This is a genomic window from Neobacillus sp. SM06 (genome assembly GCF_050496765.1).
Lineage (GTDB): Bacteria > Bacillota > Bacilli > Bacillales > Cytobacillaceae > JAEVLT01.
On the sequence record NZ_JBNWEO010000013.1, the window covers coordinates 594,732 to 621,238 of the forward strand.

Here is a 26,507-nt window from a genome sequence, read left to right on the forward strand (position 1 = left end):
TGACAGCAGTTAATTGCTGTCAGCCTTTTTAGGTCGAATTTTTTTTGTGAAAAATCATTGATACTTTACAGATGTAAACATGCCGCCTTCCTTTCCATCCGGTCCAGCCGTGTGATGGGGCAAGTGGCAATGGAGCGGCCATGTTCCGGTATTGTCAGCGGTAAAGACGACATCATACGTTTCACCGGGCGCGATGTTGACCGTATTGACTTCATATTGTGCCGATTTTTTCAATGGCACCCCGTCTTTTGCGACAACGGTTGCATTGTGGCCATGAAGATGAATCGGATGACTTTCCATGCTTAAGTTGCCTAAACGGATTTTTACCTTTTCACCTTTTTTCACCGTTAGTGGCGTCGTATCGGGGAGCTGCTTTCCATTAAAGGTAAAGATATTCCACATCATTGCCTCAGGATTTACTTCATAGGTTCCCGGCGGTACTTCTCCTTCTCCATAGTCATCTGGACTCATCATCATCCCCATTTTGGATCCTGGTTTTTCAAGCTTCCACTCCTGCGTCATGAGAATATAGTCACGGTCAACTTTCTCTCCGTTGTCTTTTGGAAGTGAAACAAGCATGCCGCCTAAGCCCATCATTTCTTGTTTTTTTGTATTCACATGTGAGTGGTACATAAAGGTTCCTGCCTGTTTGACTGTAAATTCATAAGTAAAGCTTTTCCCTGGCTCAATTTTCGGACTGTCTTCAACTGCAGGAACACCATCCATCTTATTTGGTACAATCAAACCATGCCAGTGGACCCTTGTTGGCTCGGTCAGCTTGTTGGTGACCACAACGCGGATTTTATCTCCTGGTTTACGACAAGTGTCGGTCCGGGAGTGCTGCCGTTATAGCCCCAGGCATTCATATACACGCCTTTTGAGACTTCCTGTTTAACCGATTCGGCATCAAGTTTAAAAACTTTTACACCGTTTTCGGATGTACCATTTACTGTTGGTACATCCAGACTTACAACATCCGCCGGCTTTCCATTTGCCTCAGCCTCTGATTTTTGATTAGGTTGATACCCGGCACCGATTCAGAAACCAAGTACGGCGAAACAAGCAACTAGAAAAATAGCAATTGTTCTTTTTTTACTCAACTCGCTTCCTCCCTAAAAGATGATTCATTTTAGAGAATACCCACTATTCCAACTAATAATCTTCTTTTAGGTCATTTTCTGCGCTTAATCGTCCCAAACCCACCCCTATTCACCTTCGGAGGAGCATTTTTCTGAATGGTTGAACGACTTGGCTTTAGGTTTTTACCCGTTCCATTTGAATCATTTTTAAATGTTTTCGAAAAAAATTGCTCGCCGCGTTTGATGATTGAGCCAGTGCCTTTTATCGTAAGAGGGGGAAAGGATTTCTTTTGTTGAGTTGTCGGGGGACGGTAATCAATCTTAGGCTTGTAGATATTTTTTTTGGAGTAACCTTGAAACGAGCCAGCATACTTTTTACCGGAGCGAAATATATCATTCAATATATAGCCGGTGATAAACCCATTAAAAAAGGCAGGGTTATAATTTTCACGGATAAAGTCTTTGTTATCGACTTCAATAAGCGTATCTTTCGGCTTTTGCGGATCCTTTTGCAAAAAATACCATTCATTCGGATAGACTAAAAACATTTTCTCTGAATCTTGCTTTGATATTTCCTGCGGTTTTTTGTTGGCAGAAATCTCTTCTGCCACTTCTGGAACTGTTTTATTCTCGACCCGATAAACTTTTGAGACTTGGGAACCGTTTTCAACAATTGATTCCAAAGGATATGTTGAAGCAGTAGCAGTCCATTTACCAATAACACTAAAGAGGGAGACAACCAATGAAATTGCTAAAAAAACTTTAAGAAATTTCCACACTTTTCGTCACCTCCTATGTTCCGTGCAGCACTCGTATCTCCGCTGGCATGACGGACTCTCCTTCATAAAGCAGTAACTTTCCATCTTGCCACTCAATTCGCGCTACTTTTCGATTATCTGACTGAAATTTCCAAACATATTGTTCTCCGCTAGTTGGAAAAGGGGTCCTGCCTTCCGTCTGGATCAATCCTGAATACTGTTCTTCTAAATAGTAAAGGGTATCATCTATTTCCAAAGTTGTTGGAATTTCGTTAAAGGTGTCCATTCTCCCATCAATAGGTTGAAACAGCGAATAAAGAGTTTTTTCCCGCCGTTCAATAAACAGATACTGGATTTGACTCCCATCCTCTAAGGTAAGCAATACGGAATTTCGCTTCGGATCTACCGTTCGCCCGACAACACGGTACATAACCATCGCAATTTCAACAACATCACCGAGATGAACCATTTCATCTTCTTCCCTGATCGGTTCTTTTGCTTTTTGAAAAATAGCTTTAAGGCGGCGAAACAACTTCATTCTGTCCTCTCCCCTATCCTGTATTGATGAAAATGAACAGAAAAAGGGAACCGACTTAACGGTTTTCCCTTTCATTTTGGTTCAGTAATTCAGCTAATTCCTCCTCAATCTCCTTTTCACGATTCAGTCTCTGAATCTCCTCGTCAAGTGAAGTCTCCTGGTGGTATACTTCATCACTTGCTTCTGCTTGTGCTTCCATGCTCATTACCTTTTCTTCCATGCGTTTAAGACCTGCCATCGCAGAACTTGAGTCAATTCCCGACATCATTTTGTTTATTTCCTGCTGAGCCTTGGCCGTTTGCGCCCTGGCAACCAATGTATCGCGTTTATTTTTCAACTCTGATACTTGTTTTCTCATATTATCCAATTTTTCGCGCAACTTCTCGGTAATGATCTTATTTTGCTCATAGCTTGTTTTGTACTCATTCATTTTTTGCTCGGCTGCTTTTTTCCCTTCGATTGCCTTTCGCGCCAAATCTGTATTTTGCGCCTTGGCAGCGATATGAGCCTGCTGGTCTCGTTTCTTCATTAATTGCTCTTGTTCCTCATACAGCTGCTTAAACTTTTTCTCGATCGCAATTTGACCAACGACCGCTTTTTCGGCATCCTCAAGATCCTCCATCATATCGCGCAAATATTGATCAATCATTTTGACCGGATCTTCCACTGTTTCAATAAGAGCATAAATATTTGCTAACGTCACATCGCGAAGCCTTTTAAAAAAGGACATTCCAATCCCACTCCCATCATTTTTAAGAAGAGTAATCAAAACAGATATGGTAGTATACTGCTTTATCATCAAAAATGTGCTAAAAAAACAGACAAACTGTTCGGTTTTTCCTCCAATTCATTATTTTTACAGTTAAGTATATGCAGGATACGTAAAAACAAACTGAAAACATCCTAAGAAAAACATAAGAAAAAACCCTTCAAAGATTGAAGAGTTTTATTGTACGGAATTCGGCAAGTAGGTAACGGCCTGGCTGCCCATTTGCTTCCATGCTGCGATAAAATCCTGCTTCGGAATCGCCATATTTTTTGTGCCGCTGATCGAATCGTTAAAATAAACCGTTTTCTGATCGTAGCCAGTGATGATGACCGCATGTTCTTTATAGGTGATTTTTACTTTTCCTTGCGGGGTATCCCATGTTTCAAAGGCTGAATCAGGCAGTTTTCGAAACGTTGTGTTCGTGATCACCCAAACCGGTACACCTGATGACAAGTAGGTTTCTAACTCTGTGAAGCTTTTTCCTGTTAGATCGACAACTTGTCCAGGCAAATATTGTTCCGCCAGTTCTTTTATTGGTTTGTGGTATACTCCATAGCCGGGTTTACTTTTCGTATACATGTTGCCAATGAAGCCGTCATTTGGATTTCCCCAAAAGACAGACCCATCCTTTTCCACTAAAGGAGTCGTATCCTTTTTTACTTTTTCAGCCAGCTCCATTTTATCCACTTTAATTCCTTTGTATTGCAATAACATGGCTAGTGCCGTGACTTCACAGCCGCGCGGCAATTCTGGATTTTGTTTAAAAACAGGGGCGCTAAGCAAAACTTGTTCTTTAATTTTCACAATTTTAACTGCCTCATTTTTTGTCTTTTCTTCAGAGTTTAAAAGATTACTTTTTTTAAAAGTATTCCAAATTCTTGCTTCTACATTGTCTGTCACAAGCGAAAACATCGCCGCAATCAACAAGCTGCTAGTGAGAAAAAAGAAGGCTGCCTTGACCTTGATCGATTTAGCCCAAAAAAAGAAACCGAAGCTAAGAATACCGCCGATGATGAATGGAATAAAAAAAGACATTTGCTGTTCTCCCTAGTAAATAATCATTTTTATTCTACTAAAAAAGAATTGAAAAACTGTGCAGAAAGGTAAGGTTTATTTTTTTCGAAAAAACAGCGAAACGAGCAGGCAAACTCCGGCAGCAACCAGCAAAATCCAAAACATAAATTGCCCCCAGGCTGTTAGGTGATGCAGCATCATCTCTTTTCCAAGGGTCATCCCCATTTTTTCTTCATGAAAATTAATCATCCGAATAACAAACGCAAGCAGCAAAATTCCAATGAATATGAACATGGTTAAAAGGAGCATCGGCCATATTTTCTTCATTTATCTTCCATCCCTTTCTCTGGCAGTCAAAAGCAGGCTGTACTTCGAGCTGATTATAAAGGAGAACAAACAATCCAAGTCCACCGTCGCTCAATTATTGACAACTTCAGAATAAAGGAAAAAAATAAAGAAACTATGGAGATTTTTCGTTAAAACAGAAATTTTTGCTAAAAGAAACAGAGAATCGTTTTCACTAACAACGTCTGGAATTTAAGGGAAATCGATTTGAACAGAGTAAAAAGCTAAAGGAAACTTCCCTTAGCTTTTGCAGATGGATCATGCTTCTGATTCGTCGGTTATACTCGGTGCATCATCGGTAATGAGAACAAATAAATATTGGCAGCTGCAAGCAAAATCATTAAAGTATAGTATGGCACCAGTGCTTTAAAAGAACCTTTGTTGCCAATCCGGTAGGCTGTATAAACGGAGCCAACCGTGCCGAATAGGATGATTGCGTACTGCAGCATTTGCACAGTTGAGGCAGTGGCAAAACCAAGATTTCCCCTCGAAAGTTCTGCTCCAAATAGTGCAATAGTGTTGTACCAGATGGCTTTTCCTTCTGTGAGAATATGGAAAAGGTTATGTGCCAAATGTCCGGCCAAATCCAACGGAATGATGGCATAACCAAAACGAATAAAATTTTGCTTCACCTTTTCTGCAGAACCGCCAGTGATGGCGGCAATTTTTGCCGTCAGCAGCAAAAGGGCGACAGGAATTGCCATGATAATTAGAAAGGCGATGGTAAAATTAACGGTGTATTGATCTGTGTTGGTGACTGAGCCTATTGCTTTTAAAAAATCCTGCCAAACAGCGACCATTGTGATATTTTGAACAAATACGATCCCCATGATGACCGCAGCTAAAACGGTGTGCTCCATTTTAGGTTTTTTAATTGCCCACAATTCTGATGTAGGCATGCGGGGAGAAAGGCGGATTGAATGATTTGGGCATGATTTTATGCAGTCTCCGCATAAGTTACAGTCCGCAGAAGTATCCATTGTCCGAACAAATTGAAACATCGAACAGCCCTCTGCTTGTTCGCTCCCTTTAAAGCACGACTGGGTTTTGCATGTTTTGCAAATTTCGGGAGTTCCGCGCAGTTCCAAAGCCCCAGACCGGGAGTAGTTGCCTGATAAACCTCCAAGAAAGCACAATGTCTTGCAAAATGTTCTTCTTTCATAAAAGATGGATGTTCCCACAACCATCGTTACGAGTAAAAGAAGCAAATATCCCGAACCCCTTGGATTTTCGACAATTCCCCAAATATGATCACTGTACGTAATCGCGATAAAGAAAAGATCAATGATCCAAAGGCCGTATTTTCGTAAAAACGTTGGCGCCGGTTTATTGCTGCCAATTGTTTTTCGAATGATGTCGCTTACTTTTCCAAATGGACAGATGGCGCACCAAAATCGGCCAATTAGCACAAAGAAGAGCGGAATAAGCGGCCACCATAAAACCCATGTAAGAGACGTTCCCAGATTTCTTGTCGGATCAACAGTCCCGGCTGCCAATTCATAAACGATGATGGAAAAAACAATGAGGACAATCCACTGGAAAAGACCAGGGTACCATTTGGACTGGATAAATTTTTTTATAGCATTGGATTAGCCAATAAATTGAATGGTTTCTTCTGTAGCAACGCTTTCTCCTTCGGAAATTTGCTAGTTGGAATTGACAACGCAACCACCCTTCTTTCTGAACCACTTATTCCAAACACCAATACAAATAAAGATGAGATTGACCATTCCAAATGCACCTAAAATGGTCTTATTGGGAGGAGTTTCTTGAACTGGCTGATGGGAATGGCTTCCCTCCCCCATGTTCATTCCGGCCATGGTTTGATTGTTGTCTTTGTTGAGGCCTTCAGCAGGAGAACCGGTTTGTCCATTTAAGTGGTCAGTGGACGGCACCATTGGATCACCGCCATGAGCGATCGCATTTCCTCCGCCTGCAAGAATAAAAATGAGGAAAAAGAGGATGACTCTCATTTTCAAAACGTTCACCTCATTTCACTTTTTTCTATCAATTCGCCTCTACATTATTGAAAAAGTGTGCAGAAACTGTGGTTTTTTTAAGGAGAAATTTTGTCTTCTAGCAATTTTTAACAGACTGACACAGAATTGATAAAGAACAAAATCCAAGCAGTTATGTTTACCGCTTGGATGGATGGATTATTTTAATGTTCCGGTTTCAATGATATTGCTCCATTTCTTTCCGCCGTCTTTTGTCACATATAAAGAAGTGTTATAGGAAGAAACCGCTATTTGGTTTTCATCCTTCTGATTGATTGAAATGGAAGAAGCAGCATCCTTCCCCAAATCCAATCCGATGCTTTTCCATGTTTGCCCGCTGTCTTGGCTGATCATCAAGCCTGAGACTAAGTTGCTCATCGAATATCCAATAATGTCTTTCCCATTTGGCATCACAGCCATTGCAGAAAGAAGCCGAGTATTATCAAACATTTTCCAGCTCCTTCCTCCATCCTTAGAAATCATGACCCCGATTTCCGTCCCGGCAAGCAATGTGTCTTTATTTTCCGGAAGAACGAGCAAGGAATAAACTTTCATCAGATCGTTCGGTAAGCCGTTTGGCTCGATTTTTGTCCACTTTTTGCCGCCATCGGTTGTTCTATAGATGCCTGCGCCATATTGCCCTGTTCCCATTTGATTCAATCCATAAATGACTTTGGGGTCATGATGATAGGAAGTTAAAACGTGAAAATCAATTTTGCCTACATATTCGACTTTATCCCAATTCAGGCCATTGTCTTTGCTCATCAACACGCCGATTGGATTGGGCAAATTGGTCTTATTGCCAGGATGGCCGCTTGTCAGCATCGTTCCGTCCGATCTCATATTAAATCCCATCAAATCAGCATCCATTGATCCTACTTTGTTCCAACTTTTTCCTGTATCCTTTGTCAAAAATAATCCTTCATGGGTCGCTACGTAGGTTGTACCATCATTGGCAACTCCCACCCCATGAATATCCTCGATTTTTTTTCCGTTTTTTACAGATGTAAGTTTTGCTTCCCCTGATGAACTACAAGCACTAAGCAGCAAGCTTATAGATAGAACCGATAAGACAATACCCTTTTTCATCTTCTTTCACCCCTCGGATTTTTTTCTCTGTTTGTTTAAATCAAGGATGGATGGCGTAAATACCAAATCAGATCACCACTAATGGCTGATTGACTCCAATACACCCTTTATGTACATGTGCTTCAGAGTTTATCGATAAAATGTGCAGAAAGTAACCAGATTCTGCAACAAATTTCGGACGATGCCTTTGAAACAAAAAAACTTCCGGTTTAATGGAAGTTTTTTGTTGATACCATTTTTAGTTTTAAACTTGAATATTTTTTAAGATCGTTTGAAATTCCTCAAATGTGATTTCTCCGCGTGCATAACGGAGGCGAACGATTTCAGCCGAGTCTAATGCAGGCGACTTTTCGACTGAAAAGATGGCTTCCTTTTTAATCGGCTGCTTTTTATTTTTGAAAAGAAGAAACAGAACTAGAATCGCAATGCCGATTAAAAGCACCATTGTAAAATTAACACCTTGGAACCATCCAAAGTTGTTCAATGCTCCTGCATATCCACCTGCTCCATTGTTCGGGAATCCATTTCCCCAATTACCCATTCCACCATTCATCATTGGATGTCATTCTCCTCCCTATAATAGATTTTTAATTTTACTGTATTCTTCAGCGGTGATTTGGCCTGCTGCATACCTCATGTCAATGACCCGCTTGGCTTCATCCACTCCAGTGTTGTCATTTCCTTGAAACTTTTGCGTCAAGCGCTGCAATTCACCCGTTTTGTATAAATAAAAACCAATTCCTAAAAGTAGTAACAATATCATTGTTTTTTCCTCCTGTTCAGTAACGTGTAAGCCGGCAGAAAACCGGCTTACATTTTATTTGGCTTTACTCTACAGATTTCCATTTCCCATCATGCTAGAACCAGAACCGTTCATTCCTTGAAAATTGGCACTGTTTGAAGAGCCGCCTGTGCCGTTCATGCCCTTATACATGTCTTCCAATTGTTGATTACTTAAATCTGGGTGCATTTTTTGCATATACGGTTTCATTTGGCCAAAATTTACATTTCCACTTTTCATCAAGTCTTGCATACCTTGAATATCCTTGGAATCAAACGTATTTGACATTTGTTCGACATTGACTCCTTGCTGCTGCATATAGGCTGCCGGGCTTGAATCATTTCCTTTCGCATAGGCAAGATAGGCTCCTGTTCCTCCGCCGGCAATCATGACTGCTGCTAATGCTCCTGTTACGATCATCTTTTTCATTTTTGTTTCCTCCTTGGTTTATAATAGATTTTTTTTGATTTGCTCAAATTCTTCAACGGTAATTTCACCGCTGGCAAGTCTTGATTTTGCAATACTCAATGCTTCAGATTGAACGGAATGTTGTACCGGGTATGAAGCCTGGTTCCCGGATGGCTGTTTTTTCAGTGCAAGGTAAACGACGAAGCCCACAGCCGCAATTAACAATATCATCATCACTGATCCACCTCCTAACATGCCAAATCCTCCATAACCAAATCCTTGACCCATCATGTTTGTTTCCTTCTTGCTTTTACATTTTTAAATTTAACGGTTATTTGTGTAGAAAGTATGGAACAAAATTGCTATCAATTAAAATTTCATCTGCTCCTTTCGAGTCCGTTTGTTTAATGACTATACTCAAAATATAAAAGGAAAGAATGAAGAAAGTATGTAGGGTTGAAATTTTTTTCAGATAAAATGGTTTGATAGAAATACAAACTGACTTGATTTTGTAATCAATTCTGCATATGAAATGCAGATTTATTGATTAAGATTAAACCGTACCGATCAAGGAGATGCAGTCACACTGATGGTGGCGGTCAACCTCCTTCCTTAAAATGAATACCTATCCCTATGAAAAAGTTCTGACTCCATCCCCGTCAGAGCTTTTTCCCTTTCTTTTACTCGGTTGTTTGGCTTTAAGGAGATTGTGAGAAAGAGGGAAATTCAACAGCCTCTTGTGCAGTAATACTCGAAAAGTCTGAACGAGGTGATTCAATTTGTTACTTAAGAAGCTAAATAAAAAAGGGCAAATCTCGATACCCAAAAAAATCCAACAGCAATTAAAAATAAAAGATGGTGATCATTAGCGATTTTTCAACAAAAAGAGCTGATTATTCTGAAGGGCCAGCATCCAAATAAACGCTTAAACCAATGTATTTTATCGGACGGAAGAATATCGATTCCGGTCGAACTCAGGCGCATTCTTAACATTCCATACAGAATCCGATTTACTAATGGAAGTATCAGTGCCCGATGAAATGATCCTAATAAAAACAAAAGAGGCTGACTAAGTCAGCCTCTTTTGACGATCATTCTTTTCATTTAGACGGTAAGCCCTCGTTCCCCCAGCTCATATGCTTTGTAAGTCCCATCTGCTTCAAACAAGAAAACGAACCGACTATGATCACTCAGCTTTTGCATAAAAATACCCTCTCCCAATTGCCAACTGCTGCATTTTCCTTCGTAAAAAGGCGTTCCCGAAACAAGCACTTCAAACCTTTCAGTCTTTTCCTGAACATTTTGTACCACGATTTACACACCTCTTCGTTAAAATTTGAATTTTGTTATTGGCTATGTTCCTACTATATCTGGTAAAGATGAAGTAACAATGTAGAAGATAAGAAAAACCGGGCAAAAACCGCCCGATCCTTTTTAGTTTGGTTCTGACAACTAGTCTGTTGATTTCCGCTCCAGGCACTCGCTTTCCGGGGGGCGTTCGCCGAGCCTCCTCGTCGCAAGCTCCTCGAAAATGCATCCGCATTTCCTTCGTGCGATGTTATTTCTAGGAAGCTTATTCAAAGTCCTGCGGGGTCTCGCCTGTAACGCTAATCCCCCAGGAGTCGGCGCCTTCCGCTCCAATCAACAGGGTGCCATAAACGAATGAACCCTAGGATTCGAAGCGGCCTTTTGCTAGAGGACATCAGATAGTTTGTACTCTACGCCATGTACTCCTTTGCGGAACACTTCTTTCCTTTTTTCCGTTGCTTTGGCAATGATGACATACGCATCATCCCTTGTACTCTTACAAACATAAGCACTTTGATCAGGCCATCGGGGCTTTACCAGTTTGATCCTTTATTCCTTAGCTCCAAAATCTCTTTCGAAGCTCGTCATTTGATAACTGTAATAGAAGTAGGAATGCGTCAGCCGTACTTACAAAGGTGACGACGGATATGCCCCTATTTTTGTATATCTTACGTTGGTCAAGAAACGCTAAAGACTGAGGAAGCTCCGTTGAAAAAAGTGTTTCGCAGAAGAAGTAAGACCGTTATACAAAATGGTGAAGCATGCGAGATTGAAATCGTTGAAATTTTGAAACCATAGACCTCCGTTTAAGACATTTACGCAAGTATATCTCACATTTTTAACCTAAACCGTGCAAGTGAATAGCCTGAAAAGACCTGATACATGCCTATTTGGCAATCCAAAAAATTTATTATCGTAGAAATTTGATAAAGAATCACTATCATTTTGCTTATGGTCGATTCCGCTCACTTTGTGGATTGGAGTGGAAGGCGGCGAAGACTCCTCGAAAATGCTATCGCATTTCCTTCGTGCGGTGATGATTCAAGAAGCTTATTCAATGTCCTGCGGGAGTACGGGGCAGGGGAGACCCCGCAGGCGCCAAAGCGCTGAGGAGGCTCCCCGGCACGCCCGCGGAAAGCGAAGCCGCCTGGAGCGGAAATCAACAGTCAACCACGAAACACCCCAGTTATGGAATAAATTCCTTGCATGTATACTTTTCATGTCACAGATTCATGATTTTGGTCAAAAAAGATTCATTTTAGAATATTAGACTCCATGTCTTACTCTTTCGACAATCGTAAAAAAGGGTCAACATATAAATTCTGATATTATAAAAAAAGCAAAAGGCTAGCAGATCGCTGCTCACCTTTTGCCAATTCAGTTATTTATTGAGACCTACTTCTGTATACTTGTGTTGCGCATATCCTTTCGATCTTCTATACCAGATAAGGAAAATCCCTCCGACAATCAGAACAAGGGAAACAATTTGGGCAATTCTTAGCGAACTCGTCAGCATTAAGCTGTCTGTTCTCATTCCTTCAACATAGAACCTGCCGATCGAGTACCAGATTAAATAGGAAAGGAACAACTCGCCCCGTTTTAAAGCAGGAACTCTTCTTAAACCTAATAGAATCAGAAAACCAATAAAATCCCATGTTGATTCATATAAAAATGTTGGATGATAATAAGTCCCATTTATATACATTTGATCAATAATAAACTTTGGAAGGTGCAAATTTTCTAAAAAGGCTCTTGATACTTCTCCACCATGTGCTTCCTGGTTCATAAAATTGCCCCAACGGCCGATGGCCTGTCCCAAAATCAGGCTCGGAGCAATAATATCGGCAATTTTCCAGAAGGAAATACCTTTCTTTCTCGAAAAAACAAGCGCTGTGATCACACCGCCAATAATCGCACCATGAATTGCAATCCCGCCATTCCAAATGGCAATAATTTCACTTGGATGTTTTTGATAATAGCCCCATTCAAAAAGAACATAATAAATCCGTGCACTAATAATGGCGATCGGGATTGCCCATAACAATAAATCGGCCAGCGTATCCTGGCCCAAGCCAAGCTTTTTCGATTCCCTTTGAGCAAGGAGCCACCCTAACAGCACGCCTGTACCGATGATGATCCCATACCAATAAACCGTAAATGGCCCAAGCTCAAATGCAACCCGATTAAGATGTTGAATTTTCTCCACTCGTGAATTCACCTCTTTTGTAAACTAAAAATTCCAGCGATGTCCATCCAAATTTTGCCCAATTTTCATTGGTTTCATAATGAATCACTGCTTATACGAGTATACCATGAATTTGTTAAGAAAGTTTGAATATCCAGGTGAAAAATGGCTGGCAGCTTTTGATGCTGCCAGCCAATTGTTGATTTTATAAACTGCTGATGATTTTTTCATACTCACTCTGACTAATTTCGCCTTTGACATAGCGAAGTTTAACGATGTCAAGCGGCGTATTTTCAATCGTCTTCTTTTCCCTTTTCAAGGCAATGAACAAGTCTAAAACAATGTTCTTCACCACTTTTAAAATTTTAAAGAGATCCCTTGTTTTGACAAGATAGTAAAAAACAATAATCGATAAAGCTAAATTAATCATCGAATTCATCACCTTTTTTTATGATTGAATATTTTTCAAAATTGTTTGGAATTCTTCAAAGGAAATTTCACCGCGTGCATAGCGTAAGCGGACAATTTCTGCCGCATCAATGTTTGGCTGACTACTGCTAAAGATCGGTTCTTTCTTTTGCGGTTGTTTTTTCTTTTTCAAGAGTAAGTAAAAGGCAAAAATCACCAGACCGGCAATCAGTAATGTTGGCAAATGAAAGCCCAATAATCCTCCCGCAGCACCACAGCCGGCTAAGCCTCCGCTATAGGCACCATAAGCTCCATTCATCATCTTTTCTCCCTCCTACACGACAAATCTTATAAAAGATTTTTTATTTTTTGGTATTCTTCATCCGAGATTTGGCCGGATGCATAGCGCATATCGATGATTTTTCTTGCTTCACTCCTATTTGGTGTTTCACTCGGTTGGAACTTTTGCGATAACTTTTGCCACTCACCTGTTTTGTATAAATAAAAACCTATTGCTATAAGAAGCAGTAAAAACATTTTTCATTCCTCCATCGTCTTATTGTAAATTCTTTTTAATTTGTTCGAATTCTTCTACGGTAATTTCACCGCTGGCAAGGCGGGATTTTGCAATTTTCAACGCTTCTGAATCTACTGTTGGCTGCGCTTTTACGTTTGCATCCTTGTGAACTGGAGTTTGATTTTTCAATGCTAAGTAGACCAAGAAGCCAACCGCAGCTATTAGTAAAATCATCATGAGGGATCCACCCCCCATCATTCCAAAACCTCCAAAGCCATATCCTTGACCCATCATTTTGAACGCCTCCTTCTTTTTCTCTACATTTTAAAGGTAACGTGAATTTGTGTAGAAAGTATGAAACCCGTTAATTCTTTTGAATCTGTCGAACCTCCTTTCTCCTTTTCTTGCCTATGGCTAAACTATATCGTTGAAACTTGAAGAAAGTATGGAGAGTCGGAGAACTTTTTTTGTCGATATTTCATGGGAACGAAAAAGAAAGCCCTTTCAAAAGAAAGGGCTCGATACAATTATAAAATTCATTTGCATCCGCATTCGCTGTATTTATGGGTCGACCGAAGAATCACACCTAGTATATATACTTGTACACTTGCTAATAGAAAACCAAAAATCAATGTTGCAACAATCACATGTTTAATGCCACAGATAAAGAGCAACAGCATAACAATTCCCAGTAAAAAATAAGACAAGGCAAATCGATTCATCATCATCGCAGGCTTAATCGGCTTGTTTTTTTTCGCTTTAACTTTTCTAAAACGATAAACCTTTGTAATACCCACCACGCCCCGTTCTTAATGGATTTAATTTCTGAAAATTAATTCTGTATAGTTCATAAATATTTCACATTTGCTAGTCATATTCTATAATTCTTTAATAAAATTTGTGCATATTTTATGCAGTGGCTTAGTAATAAAAAACAAACATCTCGAAACCGAGTTGATCTCCGCTTTCGAGATGTTTGTTTCAACATCAAACCCTTATGTTGTATACCGAACAATGGTTAACATCCCACCCAATCCTTTTGAATGGGCGTTTGCCGTGTGATGCGGTTTATGGCAATGAAACACCCAGTTGCCGGGATTGTTAGCAAAAAATTCAATATCCCACGTTTCACCAGGGGCAACATTGATCGTGTTTTTTTTCAGCCTCACGTAACTTGGAATTGCATTTCCATCCGCTGCCGTTACGAGAAAATCATGGCCGTGAAAATGCATCGGATGGGAGTCCATACTTAAATTCCCTAACCGCAGCCGGACTCGATCACCATAGCGGACAAACAGCGGATCTGTACTCGGATAGGCTTTTCCATTAATCGTAAAATAATTATACATCATGACTTTAGGATCAATTTCGTACGTCCCCGGTTTGACTCCCGTACTCATATTGGAAGACTTCTTGCTGCTTTCCTGTCCTTTACCGCCGTAAGGCTGATTGGCCTCCATATCCATCGAAGCGGAACCAGTTTTCACCGCCCATTCTTGCAAAAGCAAAACATAATCCCGTTGCACAGGTTCTTCCTTTTTTCCCCTTACAATAAACATTCCATCGAGACCCATTAGTTCCTGAATCGCATTATGAACATGGCTATGGTACATAAGCGTTCCTGCCTGGTGCATATAAAACTCATACGTAAAACTTTTCCCTGGCTGAATAATTGGACTTCCTCCAGGCCCGGCACCCCGTCCATTTGATTCGAGACAATTAAGCCATGCCAATGAACCGACGTATCATCCGGCAGACGGTTTTCAACGATTATTTGCACATAGTCCCCTTGGTTCACAATAATGGTCGGACCTGGAATCGAACCATTGTAACCCCAGCCTTTGATCTTCACTCCATCAACCAGTTCATGAACAACGGGTTCGGCGACCAAATGGAATCTCTTTACTCCATTGGACAGTAGCTGATATTGTGCGGTTTTTCCATTTGGCGTAACAATCGGAGTCGGGTAATGATTATTTCCTTGTTGCATCTCTTTTCCCCTCTCTTCCATTCTCACTTACCATATCTATGCAAAAAGAGAGGGAAATTGCCTGTTTCTTTTATTTATTGGGAGTTAAGACAATTCTACGGACAACTGTCCCCATTAAGTTTTCTATTTTTTCAATCTGCAGACCGGATTTTTCAATATTTTTCACCGTTTCGCGGTTAATATTGGCTCCCCACATTCTGACAGTTAGCGGATTCAAGGCATCCATAACAATTCCGGCCACTTTATTGTCACTGCGCATATGTTCAAGCATATAAATCCTCCCGTCAGGCTTGCAAACTCTCCGAAGTTCTTTTAAGCCTTTAACCGGATCCGGAACCGAGCAAAATACACATGTTGAGACAATGGAATCAAATGTGTTATCGGAAAATGGCAAATCTTGAATATCCCCTTCAATCAACTCTACGGGATAGGGAAGCTGCTTGGCTGCCATTTTTTCTCTGGCGATTTTTAACATTCCCGAACTGAAATCAACTCCTGTCAGCGAGTCAATCCCAGCCGGGTAATAGGATAGATTGGCTCCCGTACCTACGCCTGCCTCAAGCACCCTTCCGATAACTTGCTTGAGGAGATCCTTCCGCCAATCTTCTTTCATCATTTTATCCATCATGTCATAAATTCCGGAAACCCGGTTATAGCGTTTTTTTATTTTTTCGTTGATGCTGCTGTTCATCCAAAACACCCTTTCTGAAAAAATCCTTACTTCACATTCTTGCACAAAAACATGAAAAATTCATGGAGTTATAGAAAAAAACAATAAGTCACGGGATCATGTCCCGAGACTTATTTAATGGAAAAATCTATTGTTTCTCATGCTGGATGTTTATGATTTTCAAGATTGCTAATCGCAATAATAGCGCTATTAAGATGTAAATAGGAAAAGAGTAAAAAAACTTCCATTTATACAGTTCATAAATGCCCATGTATGCAAAAAACGGTTCGACAACAAAAGAGCCGCCCGCTGCCAAAAAGACATGCCAGATGAAAAAAGATTTCCAAGTTGAACAATATTGATAAATGACCATAAAGGAAATCGGCAATACAGACAAGTTAATGGGACCAAGTTGATGAACGAGAGGCGTCAAGTTAAAATGATAATCCCATAGGAGAATATGTGAGCCGATATCATCAAGAATCGTGCTGGTGACAATCACAAAAAAACCGTACAACAAGATTTCTACCATTCTTTTCTTATCAATCAGGCGCCACCAAATGATCCAAGGGACAATCATGAGCAGAACAAGTAACCACCATTGAAGCGAAAACAATTCAACATTCATCCAATGCTGCTGGCGAAAAGTGCTTAATTTTGCTTGCAATTCATGAACTTTCTCGTTACTTGGAAATTGATCCATTCTGTTCACCCTCAGGAAAAAATTCACTTTTCTCAATTTGCTTTTTCCATTTCGATCATGAACACAGTAAAAGTTAAACATACAAACGACATAAGTTGAACTATCTGCTAAAAAGTAGTATTCGGAAAACAGATAAGAATTATTCGCAAAACATAGCTTTAAACTGTTTTTGCGATTTTGTTCAAGATGGTTGCATCTCCGCCAAATTTGCACATGGCATCGCAATCACAGCGAAGATCTGAAAATAAAATATAATACATTTGCAGATCCTTTGCATTTTGAAAAGAGGGTCTTAGTAATTGTGCCTTAATTTCTTTTTCCCGTTTATCAGGCGAAATCAGAAAAAAGGATTGATCTTCGGCAATCGATAGCGATAAATCATATAAACGTAAAATACCAGAATAGATGGAGGTGCTTTTTTCTACTTCAAAAGCACTAACAATCTTGTTGTGTTGATCAAGCCAAATCACGTCAATTAAGGCTACAGTATCACGAACAGCTGGATCGAGATCCGGCAGCATAAGCTTTGGAAGTGAGAACTCGCCCAACTTCTTCCCATTCCATTCACGGCTGTGATCATTTTGAGCAATCCATACTTGATAACCAAGCGCTTTTCCCAATCGGGCAAGATGGTATTGCATTTCACTATGCTCGCTTTCCTCGCGCAGATCGTCAAGCACTTCCTTATGCCTTTTCATCTTTGTTTTATACACTTTAGACTCTTCAATTTTTACCAAGTATTCTTCAGCATTATTCTCGATGATGATTCGCTCGGAGCCAATTTCAAAGAGCAGGCCGGAAATCATCCCTAAATCCTTGGAAAGTTCCGACCGATATTGACTGTTTACCTCCAGAATAACCTCTCGCATTTTCAGGTACTCACTCCATGAGCCCAGTTTCATCTTACGGTTAAACAGGCAATTAAATCCTTTTACGATGGCCGTATTAAAGGGCGGAAAGGCAGTTGGGTGCAGGAAGTACAAAATGTTTGCCGCAGCCGGCCCAAGACCTTTTATTTGAAGGCTGTCCAATTTAAGAATTTCCTCAATTACCTGGCTTTCCTTTGCCGCTTTCGCACAAGCTTTAAGAAATCTCGCAAATGATTGCTTATTTTCTTCATTCTCGTAAATGTCAGGAATTCTCAGCTTGGGTTTCCAGTAAAATGCATGGGCTGCCCCCTGAAAAACTTGCTTTTGTTCGGATATTGCCGTTACAACCATTTCCAAACTGGATTGTTTAAAGTCATTTCCGAATGTCCCGTTCTCGATCTCCGAAACGACATCCATGACTCCTTTTTTAATTGTCCGGAACGCTTTTAATCTTTCTTGATTATTTAAAAACCAAGTATGATAGACCGATTCAGGATCGTTTTTATATTCGAGAATTATTTTTTCGAACTCATTACTCTTCAACGCTAAACCCTCCGAAAATCTTGAAATGAATTTGAACAGATTAAAACAGTCATATGATCCATCCTGATTTTATTAAAAAAGTATCGAGAAACTGTGCAGATTTTATCAAGAGAAAAAGAAAGCACCCATTATTTCACAATGGAATAATGGGTGCTTTTGTTAAAAAAGTTTGTTGTTTTTCTTTGTTTTTTAAAAAATTGGCAATATGCCCATCAAGCCTTTGGCTTAAACTTAGCGTCCGTTCGCTCGCCCATCCTTCCATCATCCCGGCCGCCACCATCTCCGCACGCAGTTTTTCGATGAGGAGAAGTTGATCCTTTTCTTCTTCCATAATTTCCAACCCTCGCTTACACAATTAAATAAAGAATAAAATATATAGCAGATTATAGAGTGAAAATATAAAGAAATTATGGATTTTTATAATCTTTCGTTTTTAACGGGGAAAGTCACCGTAGCGATTCCTCCTTCCCCGTTAAAATTAAGAGGCTTTTTTCATCATTTTTTCATCCCGAATCTGCTTTTGATAAGAGAAAAAGTAAATAAATCCAACAAAAATCGATCCGCCAATGACATTACCAATATAAGTAGGAACAATATTGCTGACAAAATCCATCCAGGTAAAATGACCGGCGAAAATCGCTGCCGGAATTACAAACATATTCGCAACAACGTGCTGAAAACCAATAGCGACAAAGGCCATGATCGGAAACCACATTCCAACGATTTTCCCGATAAAATCATCGGCCCCATAGGCTAACCAAATCGCTAAGCCCACGAGCCAGTTGCAGCCAATCGCCGAAATAACGGTTTGTAAAAATGTCTCATGCAATTTTGCCTGAGCAATGGCAACGGTCTTCGTTAAAAACGGCCCTGTCTCCGTTAAGCCAACGATATGACCAAAAAAATACGCGACAAACAAGGCGCCGATAAGGTTCCCCATTGTCACCCAAAACCAATTTTTCACTAAATGGCTGAACACTATTTTTTTCGAATAAAAGGCCATCGACACCGACATCATATTTCCAGTGATTAATTCACCACCACCCAAGACGATTAAAATGAGGCCTAACGGGAAAACCGCTGCACCTAAAAAGCTGGCAAAACTACCCCACTGTTGTGGCAAGTTGCCGATCACGCGTATATCAAGCAAAAAACCTAATGAGATAAATGCGCCTCCTAAAAAAGCGAGTGTAATAACAGTAGCAGTCGGCAATTTTGTTTTATTGACCCCCGCATTGATTGCGATCCCTGCAATTTGTTCTGGCTTGTAAAATGCCATTGATCATTCCTCCAATCGAATAGAAAAAGGCAGCACCCTATGACCCTACTAAAAATAAGGTCATTGGAATGCTGCCAAATCGCTTTGCACTTCCCTACAAAGCGGTCAAACATCATGCGTATCGTAAAAATAGAAAACCTGCAGGCCTTGCACATTCTCCATTTTCGCATTTAACAACATGTACATATTGTAAACGTTGTCTATTTTAGCAAAAGAAGTTAAGCAGTGCAATAGCTTTTATGAACTTTTTCCGTTTAACTTATTTTGATTTCCCGATCAAACACAAAAACGGATACGGCAATGTCTTCTTCAACTTTTATATCTGAAAAAAGATGAACCAATTTTGCGCCAACGAGTTCTTCCATTCCTTCTGGAGGGCTCATTGAATAGACATTTTGAATCAAGGTGGTTCGTGCCCGGTGCACCATGTCCCTTCCTTCCTTTGTCTCCGCAATAAATAATTCCGTTGCCGTTAGATTCCCATAGAGCGTCGAAATGACCATATTCTTCACAAAAACGGTTTGAATTCGCTCAGGCCCTTTTCCAAACAAATTTTTCCTTAGTTTTCGAATAATATCATTAAAATCTTGAACCATCTTTGACACACAAACTCTCCCCCTTGCCGTGAAACCGATTTCTTTTTTTAAAAAATACCCCACAATCCTTAATTGTAATGCAAAAGGAAAAGAATTGACAAGAATTTTGCAAGATTTTGTCGTAAATAAACAGAAAAAGAGTGCTTGCGAAGAAGAACAGCGGTATAATGAACAGGAGGAGGTGATCGCATGGATCAAGCAGGAATTAAAGAAATTTTGGAAGCACTTAAACTGTATTCCGCCAATATGGATGAAAAATTAAATGCGATGATGGAAAAGCTTGAAAAGCGGATGGACAACAGGATATCAGATCTTGAAAAGCGGATGGACAACAGGATAACAGATCTTGAAAAGCGGATGGACAACGGGATAACAGATCTTGAGAGGCGGATGGACAATCGATTTGACCGGATTGAAGCAAAGCTGAATGGTTTCAGAGTGGAATTGACTGAAACGCAAGAAACCGTTGATTACCTTGCCATCAAAGTGCCCCAGCATGAGAAAAAACTTCGGTATTTAGTTAAGGAGTAAGCACCAAAAATCTTTTTTTCCTCCTCAAGTTCTTAACTATCCTTTCACAAAAACCACAAAAAATCGAGCTGGCTCTCGATTTATGAACCAGCTCCAGAACATTTTTATTCAAATTAAACAGCCATTTTACGGCATTCTTCTGCACATTTAAAGCAGGAATCAGCGCATTTTTGGCAATGGTCATGACCGTGTTTTTTGCACTCGTTTCCGCATGCCTCACAAATTTCAGCACAAAGATTGCAAATTTGTTTTGCAAAGGGGCTGTTTGTTTGCATTGCTTTTGCAGCAAATGCGCAAATATCGGCACATTCCCTGTCAAGACGAATACATTCTGCCATCATTTTTACATCTTCTTCTTTTAAGCAGGCATCAAAGCAGACATTGCACGCCTCCATGCACTCAAGACATGCTTTAATACATTCTTCATTCATCATCATTCATTTCCTCCTTTAAAATTGAGTACGTTTTATTGATTCCCTTGTCCAATTGAAATAAACTGCATATTTTCTGCAAATTTGTCGACCAAACAGCTATTCTCGGAAAATGGGTGTTTTGTCCATCAAACTATCATCCTACCACAGCTACCAGTAAAGCAAAAAATTGAAAAATACTAAAAACGCTTGGAAATTCGATTTCCAAGCGTCCATTTATTATTTTGCTTTCTTCTGCAGTTCTTTCAACGCATCTGAAAGTTGGTTGTTTAAGGTGCCTAATGCTTCTTTGTCAAGCTTTGGAGCTTGCGAACCAGCAATGGTTGGGTCGAGGTACTTTTCAATTTGCTCATATGAATTTTTGTCAAGCTTCTTAACTTCATCTTCGAAGCCTTTCCACTGATCCTCTAATTTTGGACCAACCTCTTTCACCTTTGCCTGATCGCCGCTGTTAATGGCATCTGATATTTGCTTAGTAGTATCGAGCATGCTGTTTACTCCATCGGAAACTTTTGAATTTCCGCTGCCGCATCCGGCTAAAACAAATGTGCTGATAAGAAAAAGTGCTGCGAATAGAGTTGTTAGTTTTTTCATTTGGCGAAATCTCCCTTTCCATTTGTGATTAATTTTTTATTTGTATATTTTTTTATAAGAAGGAATATCACAACAGCTGCAATCAATAGCAACTGTGGGATGATGCTTTCCCACGAAGGGTATAGGGCGAAAAATTCCATGCTTAGTCCGTCTGGTGCGTTGGTTGTTGGAATCAATCCCGCTAACTGCAGACTATGGATACCCATGCCGGTAAATTTAACAGCCAAGTAAAAGACAATCACGCTTGATACCATAAAGAACGGCCGCAATGGCAGCTTTAATCCGACATAGACCATTAAAAACGCAATCAACCCGAGAATTGCTGCACCAATTAGAAAGCCAAGCAATAAATTTTGCAATTTGATTTGGCTTGCCATACCGATGTAGAACAAAACGGTTTCAGTTCCTTCTCTAAATACGGCTAGAAACGAGAGGACACCTAAAGAAATCAGTTTTCCAGTCGTAATTGCCGTTTGGCTTTTTTCCCGCAAATAACGGTTCCAATCTGCAATATTGGATTGACTGTGAAGCCAATAGCTCATGTACAGCAGCATGGCTGCCGCAAAAATTCCTGTCCAGCCGCCAATCAAGGCATTGTTATTACCGAATGCACCAGATGAGAGGACAAATTTCACAATGATCGCAAGCACAATGCTGACACCGAGTCCACCAAGTACTCCAGACCAGATCCATTTTTTCCCCTTCTCAGCGCCAGATTTTTTTACAAAGGACAATAGAGCAATCACAACAAGCAGTGCCTCAAGACCCTCACGAAGTAGAATCATGGCTGCATCCCAGTAGGTATACTCTGACTTGCTTGCTAATGGGGTTAAATAATTAATCATTTGGTCGATCGTTTTTACTGCTTTGTCATAGTTCGGCGGGTTTGCGGCAAGCATCGCTTGAATCGTTACTAAGTCGCGCTCCGAGTCGCTGTAAACGGAAGCCGACTGGGCCACAACAATCCCTTCGACACTTAACCAGCTGTCGCTTGCTTTTTTTATCCCTTCAAGTGCTGACGATTGCTGCTCTTCTTTTGCCGCTTTTTTTGTGCTTTGCAAAATCAGAATAAAGTCATCGATTGACATATCTTTTTCTTTTACAGCCGTCTCTTTTGGGTAACCGCCATTGATAAATTTTTCATTTACCGCCTTCAAGTTATTCAACGCTTGTTGCACTTGGTCGGTTTTTTTGATTGTTAAGGCATAAACGATCTGACCCATGCCTGTTTCAATATCCCGATAGGCTGTGACAGAATGTGCTTTAATTCCGGGCTCAATTTTCTTCCATGTTTTATTGAATTGATCATAGGACTTTTGCACTTCAGCGAGGTTACCTTTAGCTGCCCAATCAATTGCCGTATCAATGGACTGTTCTGCTTGCTTAAGGTCTTCAGCTGCATTGCCCGCCGCGAATGCTGGCATATGTATAACAAAACTGATCGCTACTAGAAGAACAAGTATTTTAGTGAATACATTTTTCCCCATATGCTCCCCTTCTTCTCAAAATTTATTTTCTAATTGATAACGAATATCAATATCATTTTTCTATTTTAATTGTATTTATATTGATAATGATTGTCAATTAGATTTTAAAAAGAATTTTGTCTTTTCTGTGAAACATTTGCTGTAAAAAACCAAGCCGATAATAAATGAAAACTCTATTTCCTCATTTTTGTTGGTATCTTTATGGCGATAAACGTCTCTATCAACCCGTTTTTTCCTTTTAATGGTCAAGTGATATGTTAAGATATAAATTACATAAAAGGCATCACTCTTATTCGAGTGATGCCTTTCGATTCCTTTTTAACAGTAGCTTTCATTACCAGTTAGAACCAAACCTTCACGAATTTCGTCGTACTCAAGAACCAAATCTTCTGCGTATGGTTCAATACTGTTTTCATATGCAACTTGAATTTCATTTTCCATTACAATTTTATCGTCTGCTTCCGGCTCATCCAGAGCCAGCCCAATTTGCGGCCCTCCTCAGCCAAATCCGGCAAAATATACTCGAAGGCTGCTTGCATTTTGTTCTTGCATCGCTTGTTTTAAAATATCGCGTGCGGCATCGGTAATTTTCAACATCGCCACCCCCTTCATCTCATCGGTATACCCCTATGTGTATTTTAAGCTGATCTTATTGTACCATAAGACTCAGAATTTGCCCTAATCATTTTTTTCCAATCAGCAACCCATTTTACAAATTTTCTCTCGCAGAAATGGCTTCCTTTTTAAAAAATAGTTTCATCATCGGCGGGGTTACGATTGTTGTCACAAGGACGACAACAACCATTACAGCAAACATTTCTTGGCTGAGCAGCTTTGCTTCAAGTCCGATTGCGGCAATAATGAGAGCTACTTCGCCTCTTGAGACCATCGCAGAACCAATCCCTAATGAGCTTTTGAACGGAAAGCCGGCTGCTTTTGCTCCAATAGAAGCACCGATTAATTTACTGAGGACTGCCATAATACTAAACAGCACGATCAAGCCTAAATTTTCCCGAATACCGGCAAACTCTGCAGTAATCCCGATTGAAGTAAAAAAAACGGGAACAAAGATCGAATAGCTAATCGTTTCAATCTTTTCAAAAACTTCCTGTTTAAAATTGGTTAAACTGATTGAAACACCGGCAATATAAGCTCCGATGATGGCAGCAACTCCTGTATATTCAGCAAAGTATGCGAACACAAAACAAATGATTAACGCGGAAGAAATCGTTGTTTCTGTTACTTTTAATGAAGAGAATTTTTTCATAAAGAATGGAACGACTTTCCAGCCGATGATGATGGCTGCAATAAAAAAGACAAACTTTTTAATGATCAGCGTCGCCAAGTGGACATTTTCGCCTGCAAAGCTCATCAAAAAAGCTAAGGCAATGATGACGACCACATCATCAATGACGGCTGCTCCAAGGATCGTTGTGCCTTCACGCGTTTTCAATTGCCCCATTTCTTTAAGGGCTTGAACAGAAATACTCACACTTGTTGCCGAAAGCAGTAAACCTAAAAACCATGATTGGATTGAGGTTAGATGTAAGGCACTTCCAGCAAAATAGCCCAACACTAGCGGAACAATGATGCCCCCGAGACCAACATAGGTCGATGCTTTACCGGTGCGCTTAAATTCGTCTACATCGGTTTCCAAGCCTGCCATAAACATTAATAAAATAACCCCAATTTGACTAAATTCCTCTAGCGTTTTCGTCTCTGTCACAAGGCCCAGTACCGATGGTCCCAGAACAATCCCGATCAACAGCTTGCCGAGGACAGATGGCTGCCCTAAACGAACACTTAAGCTCCCCGCAATTTTTGATGCAATTAAGATAATAGCTAACTGTACGATTAACACAAAACTACCCCTTTCCTACTTTTTTAGCATTTGTATTTACCCTAAAACAATACAAAAAAGCCTGTTACCAAAGGGCATACGACCCCCTTGGTGACAGGCTCCTCCAAAACACAGGGACGAATCTTATATCTCCATCCCTGAATCTTTCATCGTTTTATTTAATTATATCATTTGTACCATAATAATGCTTAAAAGTCTTAAAAATAGGTGTTCGAACAAAAAATATTGTTCCTTGCAGTATTTATTTTCCAGTCAGATAAAAACCTGCCCGCTGTTACCAAATCTGAAGCCATAAATAAAGTCCGATTAAGGTAATAAATAGCGTCGGGATTGTCAGAATGATTCCTGTTTTAAAATAGGTGCCCCATGAAATTTTTACGCCTTTTTGCGACAGGACATGCAGCCACAGCAATGTAGCCAATGAACCTATTGGCGTGATTTTCGGTCCTAAATCGGAGCCAATGACATTCGCATAAATAAGGCCTTCTCGAACCAATCCGGCTGTATGGGTTTCGGCAATAGCCAATGCATCGATCATAACTGTTGGCATATTATTCATAATTGATGAAAGAATCGCTGAGATAAAGCCCATCGAAATTGTGCCAATAAATAGCCCATGATTGGCGGCATATTGAATTCCATCCGCAAGAATGCTGGTTAACCCGGCATTTCGCAAGCCGTAGACAACAACATACATTCCGATGGAAAAAAAGACAATCGCCCATGGTGCCCCTTTGATCACCTTTTTTGTCTCAACTGCATGGCTTCTTCTTCCCATAAATAAGAAGAACAGCGCAATTACTCCGGCAATAATCGAAACCGGAATATGAATGGCTTGACTGATAAAATAACCGGCCAGAAGAATCGCAAGCACTAGCCAGGACAAGTGAAACATTTTAATGTCACGGATTGCCTCAGCAGGTTTCTTCAGTTGATCGACATCATAGGACTTAGGCAGATTTTGTCGAAAATAAAGAAATAATACCAAAATGCTTGCTGCCAAAGAAAATAGGTTGGGGACGATCATTCTTGAAGCGAAGCGGGCAAACCCAATACCAAAAAAATCAGCAGAAACAATATTAACAAGATTGCTGACAACAAGTGGCAAAGATGTCGTATCGGCAATAAATCCGCTCGCAATAATAAACGGAAAGATCATTCTATCCTCAAGTTTTAAATTCCGCACCATCGCTAAAACAATCGGTGTCAGGATCAAAGCGGCGCCATCATTGGCAAAGAAGGCGGCGACTAGCGCGCCAAGGATTGTTACATAGACAAACATTTTCAGACCATTTCCTTTTGCAGCCCGAGCCATATGTAAGGCAGACCATTCGAAAAAACCAATCTCATCAAGAATAAGTGAAATAATGATAATTGCAATAAACGAAAATGTCGCATTCCAGACAATGCGGGTTACTTCTACAACATCTTGAATATTGACAACGCCCGCCAGTAATGCAAGAACTGCTCCCCCCATTGCCGACCAGCCAATCGATAAATTTTTTGGCTGCCAAATAACAAGCACAAGGGTAAGCAGGAAAATCATAAATGCCAGAATGATTGAAACCAATGTTTTGAACCTCCATTTATTCACATGAAATTTTTTAATCTTCGCCACCGTATATAATCATCCGCTAATATAATAATATACTTATATACAAAAGACAAGAGGGCGGTCCTATTGCTTCCTTTTCTTAAATGAAAACTCGCCGACTGGCGAGTCCTTTAGACGAAGACAGAGGCGTAGTTGAATTTAT

At 40.2% G+C, this 26,507-nt stretch carries 34 protein-coding genes and 1 pseudogene; 2 read left to right on the forward strand and 33 right to left on the reverse strand.

Going from position 1 to position 26,507, the window contains the following annotated elements:
- Positions 1–54: 54 nt before the first annotated feature.
- The 13 genes from ACQYAD_RS08020 to ACQYAD_RS08080 form a co-directional block, all read right to left on the reverse strand.
- On the reverse strand, positions 55–792 hold the full coding sequence (locus ACQYAD_RS08020) for a multicopper oxidase domain-containing protein (RefSeq protein ID WP_430236978.1): 738 nt from the start codon (positions 790–792) through the stop codon (positions 55–57).
- 379 nt (positions 793–1,171) lie between these two features.
- Positions 1,172–1,858, reverse strand: a complete 687-nt coding sequence (locus ACQYAD_RS08025) for a DUF4247 domain-containing protein (RefSeq protein ID WP_430236981.1) — start codon at positions 1,856–1,858, stop codon at positions 1,172–1,174.
- Between the two features lie 13 nt (positions 1,859–1,871).
- Positions 1,872–2,375, reverse strand: a complete 504-nt coding sequence (locus tag ACQYAD_RS08030) for a DUF4178 domain-containing protein (protein ID WP_430236983.1) — start codon at positions 2,373–2,375, stop codon at positions 1,872–1,874.
- Between the two features lie 55 nt (positions 2,376–2,430).
- A complete protein-coding gene (locus ACQYAD_RS08035; protein ID WP_430236985.1) occupies positions 2,431–3,105 on the reverse strand; it encodes a PspA/IM30 family protein in 675 nt (224 codons plus the stop codon).
- Positions 3,106–3,321: 216 nt separating this feature from the next.
- Positions 3,322–4,179 carry a C39 family peptidase gene (locus ACQYAD_RS08040; RefSeq protein ID WP_430236987.1) on the reverse strand — a complete coding sequence of 286 codons (858 nt, stop codon included), beginning with the start codon at positions 4,177–4,179 and terminating at the stop codon, positions 3,322–3,324.
- Positions 4,180–4,254: 75 nt separating this feature from the next.
- Positions 4,255–4,485, reverse strand: a complete 231-nt coding sequence (locus tag ACQYAD_RS08045; RefSeq protein WP_430236989.1) for a hypothetical protein — start codon at positions 4,483–4,485, stop codon at positions 4,255–4,257.
- 296 nt (positions 4,486–4,781) lie between these two features.
- A complete protein-coding gene (locus ACQYAD_RS08050; protein ID WP_430236991.1) occupies positions 4,782–5,999 on the reverse strand; it encodes a 4Fe-4S binding protein in 1,218 nt (405 codons plus the stop codon).
- Positions 6,000–6,149: 150 nt separating this feature from the next.
- Complete coding sequence (locus ACQYAD_RS08055) at positions 6,150–6,482, reverse strand: hypothetical protein (RefSeq protein ID WP_430236994.1); 333 nt, start codon at positions 6,480–6,482, stop codon at positions 6,150–6,152.
- 177 nt (positions 6,483–6,659) lie between these two features.
- Complete coding sequence (locus ACQYAD_RS08060) at positions 6,660–7,589, reverse strand: F510_1955 family glycosylhydrolase (RefSeq protein WP_430236996.1); 930 nt, start codon at positions 7,587–7,589, stop codon at positions 6,660–6,662.
- Positions 7,590–7,833: 244 nt separating this feature from the next.
- A complete protein-coding gene (locus ACQYAD_RS08065) occupies positions 7,834–8,145 on the reverse strand; it encodes a hypothetical protein (RefSeq protein ID WP_430236998.1) in 312 nt (103 codons plus the stop codon).
- A gap of 18 nt (positions 8,146–8,163) precedes the next feature.
- Positions 8,164–8,352, reverse strand: coding sequence for a hypothetical protein (locus ACQYAD_RS08070; RefSeq protein WP_430236999.1), 189 nt, complete (start codon positions 8,350–8,352; stop codon positions 8,164–8,166).
- A gap of 69 nt (positions 8,353–8,421) precedes the next feature.
- Complete coding sequence (locus ACQYAD_RS08075; protein ID WP_430237001.1) at positions 8,422–8,799, reverse strand: hypothetical protein; 378 nt, start codon at positions 8,797–8,799, stop codon at positions 8,422–8,424.
- A gap of 18 nt (positions 8,800–8,817) precedes the next feature.
- Positions 8,818–9,012, reverse strand: coding sequence for an SHOCT domain-containing protein (locus ACQYAD_RS08080; RefSeq protein WP_430237003.1), 195 nt, complete (start codon positions 9,010–9,012; stop codon positions 8,818–8,820).
- A 545-nt stretch (positions 9,013–9,557) separates the two neighbouring features.
- Between ACQYAD_RS08080 and ACQYAD_RS08085 the strand changes: the two genes are divergently transcribed.
- Positions 9,558–9,647, forward strand: coding sequence for an AbrB/MazE/SpoVT family DNA-binding domain-containing protein (locus ACQYAD_RS08085; RefSeq protein ID WP_430237005.1), 90 nt, complete (start codon positions 9,558–9,560; stop codon positions 9,645–9,647).
- Positions 9,648–9,882: 235 nt separating this feature from the next.
- Here ACQYAD_RS08085 and ACQYAD_RS08090 read toward each other — a convergent pair whose 3' ends face one another.
- From ACQYAD_RS08090 to ACQYAD_RS08160, 15 genes and pseudogenes are all read right to left on the reverse strand, one after another.
- Positions 9,883–10,089 carry a hypothetical protein gene (locus tag ACQYAD_RS08090; protein ID WP_430237007.1) on the reverse strand — a complete coding sequence of 69 codons (207 nt, stop codon included), beginning with the start codon at positions 10,087–10,089 and terminating at the stop codon, positions 9,883–9,885.
- Positions 10,090–11,467: 1,378 nt separating this feature from the next.
- Positions 11,468–12,292, reverse strand: coding sequence for a prolipoprotein diacylglyceryl transferase (gene lgt / locus ACQYAD_RS08095; RefSeq protein WP_430237010.1), 825 nt, complete (start codon positions 12,290–12,292; stop codon positions 11,468–11,470).
- A 184-nt stretch (positions 12,293–12,476) separates the two neighbouring features.
- Positions 12,477–12,701 carry a hypothetical protein gene (locus tag ACQYAD_RS08100; RefSeq protein ID WP_430237012.1) on the reverse strand — a complete coding sequence of 75 codons (225 nt, stop codon included), beginning with the start codon at positions 12,699–12,701 and terminating at the stop codon, positions 12,477–12,479.
- A gap of 18 nt (positions 12,702–12,719) precedes the next feature.
- Entirely contained in the window at positions 12,720–13,001 is a 282-nt protein-coding gene (locus ACQYAD_RS08105) for a hypothetical protein (protein WP_430237014.1), read from the reverse strand.
- A gap of 26 nt (positions 13,002–13,027) precedes the next feature.
- Positions 13,028–13,216 carry a hypothetical protein gene (locus tag ACQYAD_RS08110; protein ID WP_430237017.1) on the reverse strand — a complete coding sequence of 63 codons (189 nt, stop codon included), beginning with the start codon at positions 13,214–13,216 and terminating at the stop codon, positions 13,028–13,030.
- A 19-nt stretch (positions 13,217–13,235) separates the two neighbouring features.
- On the reverse strand, positions 13,236–13,490 hold the full coding sequence (locus ACQYAD_RS08115; RefSeq protein ID WP_430237019.1) for an SHOCT domain-containing protein: 255 nt from the start codon (positions 13,488–13,490) through the stop codon (positions 13,236–13,238).
- Between the two features lie 242 nt (positions 13,491–13,732).
- Positions 13,733–13,993 carry a hypothetical protein gene (locus ACQYAD_RS08120; protein WP_430237022.1) on the reverse strand — a complete coding sequence of 87 codons (261 nt, stop codon included), beginning with the start codon at positions 13,991–13,993 and terminating at the stop codon, positions 13,733–13,735.
- 198 nt (positions 13,994–14,191) lie between these two features.
- Complete coding sequence (locus ACQYAD_RS08125) at positions 14,192–14,809, reverse strand: multicopper oxidase domain-containing protein (RefSeq protein WP_430237240.1); 618 nt, start codon at positions 14,807–14,809, stop codon at positions 14,192–14,194.
- Positions 14,792–15,207 (reverse strand): annotated as a pseudogene (locus tag ACQYAD_RS08130) (multicopper oxidase domain-containing protein); the annotation flags it as partial. The pseudogene ACQYAD_RS08130 and the gene ACQYAD_RS08125, both read right to left, overlap by 18 nt.
- Before the next feature lie 49 nt (positions 15,208–15,256).
- The gene (locus ACQYAD_RS08135) at positions 15,257–15,877 is read right to left on the reverse strand and encodes a class I SAM-dependent methyltransferase (protein WP_430237025.1); all 621 of its coding nucleotides are present in this window, start codon (positions 15,875–15,877) and stop codon (positions 15,257–15,259) included.
- A gap of 127 nt (positions 15,878–16,004) precedes the next feature.
- Positions 16,005–16,559: a CBO0543 family protein gene (locus tag ACQYAD_RS08140; protein ID WP_430237027.1), complete on the reverse strand. Its 555-nt coding sequence runs from the start codon at positions 16,557–16,559 to the stop codon at positions 16,005–16,007.
- Between the two features lie 158 nt (positions 16,560–16,717).
- Positions 16,718–17,971 carry a hypothetical protein gene (locus ACQYAD_RS08145; protein WP_430237029.1) on the reverse strand — a complete coding sequence of 418 codons (1,254 nt, stop codon included), beginning with the start codon at positions 17,969–17,971 and terminating at the stop codon, positions 16,718–16,720.
- A gap of 133 nt (positions 17,972–18,104) precedes the next feature.
- The gene (locus tag ACQYAD_RS08150; protein ID WP_430237031.1) at positions 18,105–18,302 is read right to left on the reverse strand and encodes a Spo0E family sporulation regulatory protein-aspartic acid phosphatase; all 198 of its coding nucleotides are present in this window, start codon (positions 18,300–18,302) and stop codon (positions 18,105–18,107) included.
- Positions 18,303–18,449: 147 nt separating this feature from the next.
- On the reverse strand, positions 18,450–19,250 hold the full coding sequence (locus ACQYAD_RS08155) for a formate/nitrite transporter family protein (RefSeq protein WP_430237034.1): 801 nt from the start codon (positions 19,248–19,250) through the stop codon (positions 18,450–18,452).
- Between the two features lie 254 nt (positions 19,251–19,504).
- Positions 19,505–19,846, reverse strand: a complete 342-nt coding sequence (locus ACQYAD_RS08160) for a DUF2294 domain-containing protein (RefSeq protein ID WP_430237242.1) — start codon at positions 19,844–19,846, stop codon at positions 19,505–19,507.
- Positions 19,847–20,035: 189 nt separating this feature from the next.
- Between ACQYAD_RS08160 and ACQYAD_RS08165 the strand changes: the two genes are divergently transcribed.
- Positions 20,036–20,377 (forward strand): hypothetical protein, encoded by a 342-nt coding sequence (locus ACQYAD_RS08165; protein ID WP_430237036.1) that lies wholly within the window; start codon positions 20,036–20,038, stop codon positions 20,375–20,377.
- Positions 20,378–20,490: 113 nt separating this feature from the next.
- Here ACQYAD_RS08165 and ACQYAD_RS08170 read toward each other — a convergent pair whose 3' ends face one another.
- The 5 genes from ACQYAD_RS08170 to ACQYAD_RS08190 form a co-directional block, all read right to left on the reverse strand.
- The gene (locus ACQYAD_RS08170; protein WP_430237038.1) at positions 20,491–20,814 is read right to left on the reverse strand and encodes a four-helix bundle copper-binding protein; all 324 of its coding nucleotides are present in this window, start codon (positions 20,812–20,814) and stop codon (positions 20,491–20,493) included.
- Between the two features lie 213 nt (positions 20,815–21,027).
- A complete protein-coding gene (locus ACQYAD_RS08175; protein WP_430237040.1) occupies positions 21,028–21,402 on the reverse strand; it encodes a hypothetical protein in 375 nt (124 codons plus the stop codon).
- Positions 21,399–22,889 (reverse strand): FTR1 family iron permease, encoded by a 1,491-nt coding sequence (locus tag ACQYAD_RS08180; protein ID WP_430237042.1) that lies wholly within the window; start codon positions 22,887–22,889, stop codon positions 21,399–21,401. Before ACQYAD_RS08180 ends, ACQYAD_RS08175 begins: the two co-directional genes overlap by 4 nt.
- Positions 22,890–23,598: 709 nt before the next feature.
- On the reverse strand, positions 23,599–24,750 hold the full coding sequence (locus ACQYAD_RS08185) for a cation:proton antiporter (RefSeq protein ID WP_430237044.1): 1,152 nt from the start codon (positions 24,748–24,750) through the stop codon (positions 23,599–23,601).
- 274 nt (positions 24,751–25,024) lie between these two features.
- Positions 25,025–26,320: an arsenic transporter gene (locus tag ACQYAD_RS08190; RefSeq protein WP_430237046.1), complete on the reverse strand. Its 1,296-nt coding sequence runs from the start codon at positions 26,318–26,320 to the stop codon at positions 25,025–25,027.
- Between the last annotated feature and the right edge of the window lie 187 nt (positions 26,321–26,507).

Bases quoted from the DNA above. Each gene is read 5' to 3' on its own strand.
- ACQYAD_RS08105 (WP_430237014.1), bottom strand. From the start codon at position 13,001: ATGATGAATGGAGCTTATGGTGCCTATAGCGGAGGCTTAGCCGGCTGT.
- ACQYAD_RS08035 (WP_430236985.1), bottom strand. From the start codon at position 3,105: ATGTCCTTTTTTAAAAGGCTTCGCGATGTGACGTTAGCAAATATTTAT.
- ACQYAD_RS08165 (WP_430237036.1), top strand. From the start codon at position 20,036: ATGGATCAAGCAGGAATTAAAGAAATTTTGGAAGCACTTAAACTGTAT.
- ACQYAD_RS08155 (WP_430237034.1), bottom strand. From the start codon at position 19,250: ATGGCATTTTACAAGCCAGAACAAATTGCAGGGATCGCAATCAATGCG.
- ACQYAD_RS08140 (WP_430237027.1), bottom strand. From the start codon at position 16,559: ATGGATCAATTTCCAAGTAACGAGAAAGTTCATGAATTGCAAGCAAAA.
- ACQYAD_RS08060 (WP_430236996.1), bottom strand. From the start codon at position 7,589: ATGAAAAAGGGTATTGTCTTATCGGTTCTATCTATAAGCTTGCTGCTT.
- ACQYAD_RS08075 (WP_430237001.1), bottom strand. From the start codon at position 8,799: ATGAAAAAGATGATCGTAACAGGAGCATTAGCAGCAGTCATGATTGCC.
- ACQYAD_RS08065 (WP_430236998.1), bottom strand. From the start codon at position 8,145: ATGATGAATGGTGGAATGGGTAATTGGGGAAATGGATTCCCGAACAAT.
- ACQYAD_RS08180 (WP_430237042.1), bottom strand. From the start codon at position 22,889: ATGGGGAAAAATGTATTCACTAAAATACTTGTTCTTCTAGTAGCGATC.
- ACQYAD_RS08135 (WP_430237025.1), bottom strand. From the start codon at position 15,877: ATGAACAGCAGCATCAACGAAAAAATAAAAAAACGCTATAACCGGGTT.
- ACQYAD_RS08115 (WP_430237019.1), bottom strand. From the start codon at position 13,490: ATGATGGGTCAAGGATATGGCTTTGGAGGTTTTGGAATGATGGGGGGT.
- ACQYAD_RS08080 (WP_430237003.1), bottom strand. From the start codon at position 9,012: ATGATGATATTGTTAATTGCGGCTGTGGGCTTCGTCGTTTACCTTGCA.
- ACQYAD_RS08070 (WP_430236999.1), bottom strand. From the start codon at position 8,352: ATGATATTGTTACTACTTTTAGGAATTGGTTTTTATTTATACAAAACG.
- ACQYAD_RS08125 (WP_430237240.1), bottom strand. From the start codon at position 14,809: ATGTACCATAGCCATGTTCATAATGCGATTCAGGAACTAATGGGTCTC.
- ACQYAD_RS08175 (WP_430237040.1), bottom strand. From the start codon at position 21,402: ATGAAAAAACTAACAACTCTATTCGCAGCACTTTTTCTTATCAGCACA.
- ACQYAD_RS08150 (WP_430237031.1), bottom strand. From the start codon at position 18,302: ATGGAAGAAGAAAAGGATCAACTTCTCCTCATCGAAAAACTGCGTGCG.
- ACQYAD_RS08100 (WP_430237012.1), bottom strand. From the start codon at position 12,701: ATGATTAATTTAGCTTTATCGATTATTGTTTTTTACTATCTTGTCAAA.
- ACQYAD_RS08160 (WP_430237242.1), bottom strand. From the start codon at position 19,846: ATGGTTCAAGATTTTAATGATATTATTCGAAAACTAAGGAAAAATTTG.
- ACQYAD_RS08030 (WP_430236983.1), bottom strand. From the start codon at position 2,375: ATGAAGTTGTTTCGCCGCCTTAAAGCTATTTTTCAAAAAGCAAAAGAA.
- ACQYAD_RS08045 (WP_430236989.1), bottom strand. From the start codon at position 4,485: ATGAAGAAAATATGGCCGATGCTCCTTTTAACCATGTTCATATTCATT.
- ACQYAD_RS08170 (WP_430237038.1), bottom strand. From the start codon at position 20,814: ATGATGATGAATGAAGAATGTATTAAAGCATGTCTTGAGTGCATGGAG.
- ACQYAD_RS08110 (WP_430237017.1), bottom strand. From the start codon at position 13,216: ATGTTTTTACTGCTTCTTATAGCAATAGGTTTTTATTTATACAAAACA.
- ACQYAD_RS08040 (WP_430236987.1), bottom strand. From the start codon at position 4,179: ATGTCTTTTTTTATTCCATTCATCATCGGCGGTATTCTTAGCTTCGGT.